The organism is Isoptericola sp. NPDC057191 (assembly GCF_042670225.1).
Lineage (GTDB): Bacteria > Actinomycetota > Actinomycetes > Actinomycetales > Cellulomonadaceae > Isoptericola.
In genome coordinates this window covers 1-9073 of sequence record NZ_JBHUWC010000167.1, presented here as the reverse complement: position 1 = coordinate 9073, position 9073 = coordinate 1, and the positions used below count along the sequence as shown (strand labels likewise).

The window sequence follows — 9073 nt, the reverse complement described above, 5'->3', positions numbered from 1 at the left end:
GACCCCGGCACCGACTGGGCGGCGGGCGCCCGCCCCCGCGCCGGGGCGCGCCCCCCCGCGCCCCCCGCCCGCCGCCGGGCCCCGGCGGGCGCCGCCCGCCCGGTCGGTCCCTGCTCGCGCGCACGCGCCCGTGGATGCTGCTGGCGCCCGCCCTGCTCGTCCTCGCCGTGCTGCTCCTGTGGCCGCTCGTGCGGGTGGTGCTGTTCTCCCTGCAGGACTACGGCCTGAAGGAGATCGTCTCCGGCGAGCCGAACTGGATCGGCCTCGACAACTTCACCGAGATCTTCACCTCCGAGCAGCTCTGGGCGGTGGTGCTGCCGAACACCGTGGTGTTCGCTGTGCTGTCCGTCTCCTGCACGGTCGTGTTCGGCACCGCCGTGGCGGTGCTGCTCGCCTCGCTCGGGCGCTTCTGGCGCACCGTCGTGTCGAGCGCCATCATGGCGGCCTGGGCGATGCCCGCCGTCACCGGCACGTACGTGTGGATCTGGATCTTCGACGCCGACCGCGGCGTGTTCAACCACGTCCTGCAGTCCTTCGGGCTGCAGGACGCGCCCGTGAACTGGTTCACCGACCGCTGGTCGTTCTACGCCATCGTGCTCCTCAACGTGGTGCACCACGGCTTCCCGTTCGTCGCCATCACCGTGCTCGCCGGCCTGCTCGGCGTGCCGAAGGAGCTCCTGGAGGCCGCCCAGATCGACGGCGCCGGACCGTGGCGCCGGTTCTTCTCGGTGATCGTGCCGCAGCTGCGGCAGATCTTCGCGGTCGTGATCATCCTGTCGACCATCTGGGACTTCAAGGTGTTCGCGCAGGTCTACCTCATGCCGGGCGGCGCGGGCAGCAACCGTGACGTGCTCAACCTCGGGGTGTGGTCGTACACGGAGTCGTTCGGGCAGAACCGGTACGGCTTCGGCGCCGCCATCGCCGTCCTGCTCACCCTGTTGCTGCTCGGCATCACCGTCGCCTACGTGCGCACCATCCTGAAGGAGGAGGAGCTGTGAGCCGCCCCTCGACCACGGTCCAGGTGGGCAAGGGCGTGGCCGTCACGCTGCTGCTCGTCTTCACGCTGTTCCCGGCGTACTGGATGCTCGTGAGCGCCTTCGACGGCAAGGCCGGCCGCGGGTCGTCGTTCGTGCCCGCCGAGCCCACCCTGGAGCACTTCGAGTTCGTGCTCACCGACGGCGGCTTCGACGTCTTCCTGCGCAACTCGCTGCTGGTGGCGCTGCTGACGGTGCTCGCGTCGTCCCTGCTCGCCCTGCTGGCCTCCGTCGCGGTGGCGCGGTTCCGCTTCAAGCTGCGCACCCAGGTGCTCATGCTCGTGCTCGTCGTGCAGATGGTGCCCCTCGAGGCGCTCGTCATCCCGCTGTTCGTGCAGGTGCGCAACCTGGAGCTGCTCGGCACGCTCACCGGCCTCGTCGTCGTGTACGTCGCGCTCGCCCTGCCGTTCGGCATCTGGATGCTGCGCGGCTTCGTCGCGGCCGTGCCGGTCGAGCTGGAGGAGGCCGCCTACCTGGACGGCGCCACCTGGGGCCGGATGTTCCGCTCCATCCTGCTCCCGCTCGTGGCGCCCGGGCTCGTGGCCACCAGCATCTTCAGCTTCATCACGGCGTGGAACGAGTTCGTCTTCGCGATGACGCTGCTCGGCGGCGAGACCCAGAACTACACGGTGGCCATCGGTCTGCGGTCGTTCTTCGGGCAGCACTCCAACGACTGGGGCTCGATCATGGCGGCCTCGACCATCATCACCGTGCCCGTGATGATCTTCTTCATCCTGGTCCAGCGGCGGCTCGCCTCCGGCCTGACCGCCGGGGCGGTGAAGGGATGAGCGCGCCCGGCGCCGACGTCGTCCGGCGCGCCGTGCTCGGGGTGCTGCTCCCGGGGTTCTCGGGCAGCACGCCACCCGGCTGGCTGCTCGCCGCCGCGCGCGACGGCCTCGCCGGCGTCGTCCTGTTCGCGCACAACACGCCGGACCTCGCGACCACGGCGGCGCTCACCGCCCGCCTGCACGAGGCCGCCCCCGACCTCCTCGTCGCCACCGACGAGGAAGGCGGCGACGTGTCGCGGCTCGAGGCCGCGGCCGGGTCGTCCCTGCCCGGCGCCGCGGCGCTGGGCGCGGTCGACGACGCCGGGCTGACCCGCGACGCCGGGGAGGCGCTCGGCCGGCTGCTCGTGGCCGTCGGCGTCGACCTCGACCTCGCCCCCGTGCTCGACGTGGACGCGCCGGGCAACCCGGTGATCGGGGTGCGCGCGTTCGGCACCGACCCGGACCTCGTCGCACGGCACGGCGCCGCCTTCGCGCGCGGGCTGCAGCGCGGGGGCGCGGGCACGTGCGCGAAGCACTTCCCCGGGCACGGCTCGACCACCACCGACTCCCACCTCGAGCTGCCCGTCGTCGACGCCGACCTCGACACGCTGCACCGACGGGACCTCGTGCCGTTCGCCGCCGCCCTCGCGACGGACGGCGTCGGCACCGACGACGCCCCAGCGGCCGACGCCCTCATGACGGCGCACGTCGTCGTGCCGGCGCTCGGCCCCGCGCCGGCGTCGCTCGAACCCGCCGTGGCCGCCCTGGCCCGCGAGCTCGGCCACGCCGGCCCCGTGATCACCGACGCCCTCGACATGCGCGCCGTCTCGGACGGGGCAGACGTGGGGGAGGTCGCGGTCCGCGCCGTCGAGGGCGGTGCGGACCTGCTGTGCCTCGGCACCACGGCGGGGCGCGAGGACGAGGCGCTGTTCCGCTCCGCCGTCGAGGCGCTCTCCGACGCGGTCCGCACCGGTCGCCTCACACTGGAACGGCTCGCCGCGTCCCGCCGGCGCACCGACGCGCTCGCGGCACGGCTGCGCGCGCGGCGTGGGTTCGTGGACACCGGACCGGACGCCGCGCTCCGGGCGCAGGAGGCGCTCGCCGTCGTCGGCGCCGAGATCGCACGCCGCGCCGTCCGCACGGTGGGCCCCGCGGTCCCGGCGCTCGCCGACGCACCCGACGTCGTCGACCTGCGGCTGCGCCTCGACCACGCCGCCGGCCGCACGGCGACGCACGTGCAGCGTGCCGTCCAGGAACGCTGGCCCGGCGCGGGCCTGCACCCGGGGCCGGGTGCCCGGCTCGACGACGCACGATTCGACCAGCTGCTCGACCAGCTGCGCGAGCGGCTCCTCGGCCGGTCCGCAGGGCCGGGTGCCGCCCCGCTGGTCGTCGTCACCCGCGAACCGGTGCCGGGCGGCGCCGAGCACGACCGGCTGGCCGCGCTGCAGCGCGTGCGGCCGGACCTCGTCGTCGTCCACACCGGCGTCCCGGAGGCGGGGGAGCGGTGGCTCGCCGCGCTGCCGGGCGGGCTGCCCCCGACCGTGCTCGCCTGCGGCACCGGGCGCGCCAACGCCGAGGCCGCGGTGGCTCTGCTCGCCCCCGCGACCTCGCGTGCGGGGGTGGGGCGATGATCGTCATCGGCATCTCGTCCGGCACGAGCGTCGACGCGATCGACGCCGCGGCCGCCGACCTCGACCTGCGCGCGGACGGCTCCCTGCACCTGCGCCCGCTCGGGCACACCGAGTACCCCTGGCCCGACCACCTGCGGCGGCGGATCCTCGCGGCCCTGCCACCAGCGCCCGTCGACATGGGCGAGGTGTGCCAGCTCGACACGCTCGTCGGACAGGAGCTCGGCGCCGCCGCCCGGCGCGCCGTGGACGACCTCGCCGGGGGCGACGCCGACCTCGTGGCCTCGCACGGCCAGACGCTGCACCACTGGGTGGTCGCGGGGCGCACGCGCGGCACCCTGCAGCTCGGCAACCCCGCCTGGGTCGCGGAGCGCTCCCGCCGGCCCGTGGTGAGCGACTTCCGCGTGGCCGACGTCGCCGCCGGCGGGCAGGGCGCGCCCCTGGTGAGCGTCCTCGACTCGCTGTGGCTCGGGCACGACGGCGAGGAGGGCGCCCGCGACACGGCGGCGCTCAACGTCGGCGGGATCGCCAACGTGACGATCGTCGGCGCGCGCGACACGCCCGTCCTGGGCTGGGACACCGGACCGGGGAACTGCCTCGTCGACCACGTCGTGCAGCGCCTCACCGGCCAGCCGTTCGACCGCGACGGGGCGCTCGCCGCGCAGGGGAGGGTCGACCCGGACGCCCTCGACGCGCTGCTCGCCGAGCCGTACTACGACCTCCCGGTCCCGCGCTCCACGGGCCGCGAGCTGTACGACGGCGAGTACGTCGCGACCCAGCTCGCCGCCGCAGGACTGAGCGCGGACCGGCTGAGCATCCCCGACCTCGTGGCCACGCTCACAGAGCTCACGGCGACCACCGTGGCCCGCTCGCTCGCCGAGCACGGCCCGGCGGTCGGCGTCGGGCGCGTCGTGATCTCCGGCGGCGGCGCCCGCAACCCCGTGCTCGTCGCCCGTCTGCGGGCGCACCTGCCCACCACGACCGAGCTCGTCACGGCCGACGAGCTCGGGCTGCCCGGGGACGGCAAGGAGGCATACCTCTTCGCCCTGCTCGGGTTCCTCGGCGTGCACGGCGTGCCGGGCACCGCCCCCGGCCCGCAGCGGCGGCAGGCCACGGGCGCCCGCCGCCCCGTCGTCCTGGGGTCGCTCACCCCGCCGACCCCCCTGCCCGTCACCCCCGTGCGAGGCGCCGTACGGCGCCTCGTCCTCACCACCTCGCCCCCGGGCACTCTGACGAGCGCGAGCCTCCTGACGACCCCGAGAGGAAGCCACCGATGAGCGGAGCGAACGCCACCGACCCCACCGGAACCCCCGTCGACACGCCCGACGACCTGCTCGAGGTCGCGCGGCTCGTCTCGCCGACGGAGGAGCGCAACCCGCGCACCACCGACATCGACCTGCTGCCCGCGGCGGACGTGGTCCGGCTCATCCTCGACGAGGACGCCGGCGTCGCGGACGTGGTGCGGGCCGAGCAGTCCCACGTCGCGCAGGCCGTGGAGCTCGCCGTCGAGGCGATCCGCGCGGGCGGTCGCGTGCACTACGTGGGCGCGGGGACGTCCGGGCGCCTCGGCGTGCTGGACGCCGTCGAGCTCTCGCCGACGTACGACGTCGGGACGGAGTGGTTCGACGCCCACCTCGCCGGCGGGCCGGACGCGATGACGCTCGCGGTCGAGGGCGCGGAGGACGACGCCGAGGCGGGCCGCCGGGACCTCGACCACGTCGGCCCGCACGACCTCGTCGTCGGGCTCGCGGCGAGCGGCCGCACCCCGTACGTCGGCGGCGCGCTCGACCTGGCCCGTGAGCGCGGCGCGCGCACCGCGCTCGTCAGTGCCAACCCGGCGGCGCCGCTGGCCGGGCGGGTGGACGTCGCGATCCTCGTCGACACGGGCCCCGAGGCCGTCACCGGCTCCACGCGGATGAAGGCCGCCACCGCGCAGAAGATCGTGCTCAACACGTTCTCCACCGCCACGATGATCCGCCTGGGCAAGACGTACTCGAACCTCATGGTGGACGTGCGCGCCACCAACGCGAAGCTCCGCGCACGGCTCGTGCGGCTGCTCAGCCAGGCGACCGGCCTGACGCCCGAGGTGTGCGCGCCCGTCCTCGCCGACGCGGACGGAGAGGTGCAGGTCGCCCTCGTCATGCTGCTCGCCGGGGTGGACGTCGCGTCCGCCCGCGACGCCCTCGCCGGCGGGGACGGCGTCCGCGGCGCCCTCGCACGTCTGGGTGCCGCCCCGTCGAGGTAGCACGAGCCCTGCCGAGGTAGCACGGGTCCTGCCGAGGTAGTACGGGTCCTGCCGAGGTAGCACAAGCCCTGCCGAGCTAGCACGAGCAGTGCCGAGGTAGCACGAGCAGTGCCGAGGTAGTGCGGGTCCTGTCGAGGTAGTACGAGTACTGCCGAGGTAGTGCGGGCCGTGCCGAGGTAGTGCCCCGGCTACCTCGACGGGGGCGGGGTGGGGCGCGCGCCGAAGACGGCGGTGCCGACGCGGACGACGGTGGCCCCCTCGGCGACGGCGAGCTCGAGGTCGCCGGTCATGCCCATGGAGAGCTCGCGGGCGTCGGACGTCCCGGGCGCGCCGCTCGCCAGGACGTCGTCGCGCACGGCGCGCAGGCGGGCGAATCCGGCGCGCACGAGCGCGTCGTCGTCCGAGCGGGCGCCGATGGTCATGAAGCCGGTGAGACGCAGGCCGGGCAGCGCGGCGACGTCGCGTGCGAGCGCCGCGGCGTCGTCGGGCGCGACGCCGGACTTGCTGTCCTCGCCGGACACGTTGACCTGCACAAGGACGTCGAGGGTGCGGCCGTCGCGCGCGCAGCGGGTGGACAGCGCCCGGGCGAGGTCGAGGGAGTCGACCGAGTCGACGCCCGTCGCGGCGACGAGGACGGCGTTCACCTTGTTCTTCTGCAGGTGCCCGATGAGGTGGGCCTCGACCCGTCCGGCGGCGACGAGGGCGGCGAGCGCCGGGGCCTTCGCGACGAGCTCCTGCACGCGGTTCTCGCCCACCAGGACGGGACGGTCGTCGCCGGCGGCGTCGGCGAGGTCGAGGGCGGCGCGCACCCCGTCGAGCACGGTCGTGGCGTCCTGGGTCTTCGTGGCCAGCAGCACCCGGACGTCGCGGGGGTCGCGGCCCGCGGCGCGGGCGGCCGCGGCGACGCGGTCGTGGACGGCGGCGAGGCGTGCGGGGATCCCGGGACGGTCGGTTGGCATGGCGCCAGTCTACGAACGCGTGCACGCCGCCCGGACCAGGGTCGGGTCAGGGGGATCCCGGGTGGTGGTGCGCGACGAGGGCGGGCGAGGATGGGGGAGTGAAGGCCCTGCTCAACATCATCTGGCTCGTCTTCGGCGGCTTCTGGCTGGCGCTCGGCTACGCCGCCGCCGGGATCCTGTGCTGCATCACGATCGTCGCCATCCCGTGGGGCATCGCGTCCTTCCGGATCGCGGGGTACGCGCTGTGGCCGTTCGGCCGCACCGTGGTCGACAAGCCGGAGGCCGGGGGATGGTCGGTGCTCGGCAACATCATCTGGATCGTGTTCGCCGGCATCTGGCTCACCATCGGGCACATCACGACGGCGATCGCGCAGGCGATCACGATCATCGGCATCCCGCTCGCGATCGCGAACCTCAAGATGATCCCGATCTCGCTGCTGCCGCTCGGCAAGGACATCGTGCCCAGCGACGCGCGGTACCCGTCGTACCAGCACTGAACCGGCACTGAACCGGCACTGACCGCCGTCAGGCGCGGGCGATCGGGGCCAGCCGGCCGTCGGTGAGCCGCAGCAGCGCGTCGGGGGAGAGCGAGACGTCCAGCCCTCGGCGTCCGGCGGACACGTAGACGACGTCGAACGCGGCCGCCGACTCGTCCAGCACGGTGGTGTGCCGCTGCTTCTGGCCGAGCGGGGAGATCCCGCCGACCACGTACCCGGTGGCGCGCTGCGCCGCAGCAGGGTCCGCCATCACCGCGCGCCTGCCGCCGACGGCGCGCGCGAGAGCCTTGAGGTCCAGGGACCCGGCCACGGGCACGATCCCGACCACGAGCCGTCCGTCGACGTCCGCCAGCAGCGTCTTGAACACCTGCTCCGGGTCGGCGCCCAGGGCGGCAGCCGCCTCCAGCCCGTAGCTCAGCGTCGACGCCGGGTCGTGCTCGTAGGGGTGCAGCTCGTACGGCACCCCCGCCCGGTCGAGCGCGACGACGGCCGGTGTCCCGTGCGAGCGCTGCCCGCTCTTCTTCGCCACGGGGTGATTCTGCCCGGTCGCGCGCTGCCCGTCGCGCAACGAGCGTGCTGACCTGATCCTCATTCCGGCCGTTTGAGGAGCAGGTCAGCACGCACGTTGCGGCCGGGTACGGTGGTCCGGTGCTGCTGCTCCTCGTCCTCGCGATCCTCGTGGGCGGGGCGCTCCAGCGGGTCACAGGCATGGGGTTCGGCCTCGTCGCGGGCCCGTTCATCGTGCTCGTCGTCGGCCCGCTCGAGGGCGTGCTGTTCGTCAACCTCGCCGGCTCGATCGCGTCCGCCCTGATCCTCGGCCGCGTCGTGCGCGACGTCGACTGGCGGCGCTACGCGTGGCTCGCGACCACGTCGGTGCTGGTCATGGTGCCGTCCGCCCTGCTGCTGCGCGACGCCAGCACGGCGGCCCTGGAGATCACCATCGGCGCGCTCGTGATCGCCGCCATGACGCTCGCCGTCGTCACCACCCGCCTGCGCCGCGGCGGGCGCCATCCGCTGCGGCCCGGGTCCCGGGCACCGCTGGTCGTCACGGGCATGGCGAGCGGCGTGGGCAGCGTGGCCGCGGGCGTCGGCGGGCCGCCCCTGGCCATCTACTCCGTCCTGAGCGGGTGGGAGCCGCGCGGCTTCGCCGCGACCGCGCAGCCGTTCTTCGCCACCAACGCGCTCGCTGCGCTCGCGGCGAAGCTGCTGCTCACGGACGCGTCGTTCCCGCCCTTCGCCGTGTGGCAGTGGGCCGTGGTGCTCGGTGCTGTCGTCGCCGGGCTGGTCGTCGGGGACCGGCTGGCGCCCCACGTGTCGGCCGTCGCCGTCCGCCGCGGGCTCGTCGTGCTCGCGTACGCCGGCGGCGTCGCCACCCTCGTGCAGGGCGTGCTCCACCTGGGATGAGCGGCGCCCGACGCGCCCGTGCCGGGCCCCGTCAGGCCTGCCGGTCGTCCGGCTCGCGGTGCCGCGGCCCGTCTGCCGGTCGGTCCGTCGGACCCGCCGTCGACGTGTCCGGCCGGTCCGGGTCCAGCTCGTCGGCGCGGCGCAGGTGCTCGTCCACCTGGGCCCGGCGCTCGCCGAGGCTCGCGTCCCGGCTCCGGGCCTCCTCCTGCAGGCGCGCCGCCTCGGCAGCCTTCTGGTCGGCCTCCGCCTGCGACATCCGGGCCTGCGCGTCGAGCTTCGCGGCGGCGGCCTCGCGCTCCTGCACGGCGATCCGGTCGTGCTCCGCCTTCTGGCGCAGCTCGGCCGCCTCGTCGCGCCGCTCCGCCTGCCGGCGCTCCTGGGCGGCCCGCGACCGGCGCGCGAGCATCACGGCGAGCAGCACCAGCAGCAGCACGACGACGACGGCGACGACGATCCAGACGATGGTCGTGGTGTCCATCACGGACTCCTGACGTCAGGGGCGCCGGGGTCGGCGCCCTGTGACGATCACAGGGCGGGTC

At 74.9% G+C, this 9073-nt stretch carries 10 protein-coding genes; 7 read left to right on the top strand and 3 right to left on the bottom strand.

Annotation, left to right across the window (positions count from 1 at the left end; translation table 11 throughout):
- The first annotated feature begins 134 nt into the window (after positions 1 to 134).
- From ACFT55_RS16580 to ACFT55_RS16560, 5 genes are read left to right on the top strand one after another with little or no spacing between them, the layout of a single operon-like run.
- Entirely contained in the window at positions 135 to 998 is an 864-nt protein-coding gene (locus ACFT55_RS16580) for a carbohydrate ABC transporter permease (RefSeq protein WP_380244944.1), read from the top strand.
- Positions 995 to 1822 (top strand): carbohydrate ABC transporter permease, encoded by an 828-nt coding sequence (locus ACFT55_RS16575; RefSeq protein ID WP_380244943.1) that lies wholly within the window; start codon positions 995 to 997, stop codon positions 1820 to 1822. The genes ACFT55_RS16580 and ACFT55_RS16575 overlap by 4 nt, the downstream gene beginning before the upstream one ends.
- Entirely contained in the window at positions 1819 to 3432 is a 1614-nt protein-coding gene (locus tag ACFT55_RS16570; protein ID WP_380244942.1) for a glycoside hydrolase family 3 N-terminal domain-containing protein, read from the top strand. The genes ACFT55_RS16575 and ACFT55_RS16570 overlap by 4 nt, the downstream gene beginning before the upstream one ends.
- Positions 3429 to 4706 carry an anhydro-N-acetylmuramic acid kinase gene (locus ACFT55_RS16565; RefSeq protein WP_380244941.1) on the top strand — a complete coding sequence of 426 codons (1278 nt, stop codon included), beginning with the start codon at positions 3429 to 3431 and terminating at the stop codon, positions 4704 to 4706. Before ACFT55_RS16570 ends, ACFT55_RS16565 begins: the two co-directional genes overlap by 4 nt.
- A complete protein-coding gene (locus ACFT55_RS16560) occupies positions 4703 to 5674 on the top strand; it encodes an N-acetylmuramic acid 6-phosphate etherase (protein WP_380244940.1) in 972 nt (323 codons plus the stop codon). The genes ACFT55_RS16565 and ACFT55_RS16560 overlap by 4 nt, the downstream gene beginning before the upstream one ends.
- Positions 5675 to 5862: 188 nt before the next feature.
- On the opposite strand, the gene ACFT55_RS16555 is transcribed toward ACFT55_RS16560, so the two are convergent.
- Positions 5863 to 6633 (bottom strand): YggS family pyridoxal phosphate-dependent enzyme, encoded by a 771-nt coding sequence (locus ACFT55_RS16555; protein ID WP_380244939.1) that lies wholly within the window; start codon positions 6631 to 6633, stop codon positions 5863 to 5865.
- 98 nt (positions 6634 to 6731) lie between these two features.
- Here ACFT55_RS16555 and ACFT55_RS16550 point away from each other — a divergent pair, with 98 nt between their 5' ends.
- Positions 6732 to 7130 (top strand): YccF domain-containing protein, encoded by a 399-nt coding sequence (locus tag ACFT55_RS16550; RefSeq protein WP_380244938.1) that lies wholly within the window; start codon positions 6732 to 6734, stop codon positions 7128 to 7130.
- Positions 7131 to 7158: 28 nt separating this feature from the next.
- On the opposite strand, the gene ybaK is transcribed toward ACFT55_RS16550, so the two are convergent.
- Positions 7159 to 7659 carry a Cys-tRNA(Pro) deacylase gene (gene ybaK, locus ACFT55_RS16545; protein ID WP_380244937.1) on the bottom strand — a complete coding sequence of 167 codons (501 nt, stop codon included), beginning with the start codon at positions 7657 to 7659 and terminating at the stop codon, positions 7159 to 7161.
- 119 nt (positions 7660 to 7778) lie between these two features.
- Here ybaK and ACFT55_RS16540 point away from each other — a divergent pair, with 119 nt between their 5' ends.
- Entirely contained in the window at positions 7779 to 8534 is a 756-nt protein-coding gene (locus ACFT55_RS16540) for a TSUP family transporter (protein WP_380244936.1), read from the top strand.
- A gap of 31 nt (positions 8535 to 8565) precedes the next feature.
- On the opposite strand, the gene ACFT55_RS16535 is transcribed toward ACFT55_RS16540, so the two are convergent.
- Entirely contained in the window at positions 8566 to 9012 is a 447-nt protein-coding gene (locus ACFT55_RS16535; RefSeq protein WP_380244935.1) for a hypothetical protein, read from the bottom strand.
- Positions 9013 to 9073 lie beyond the last annotated feature (61 nt).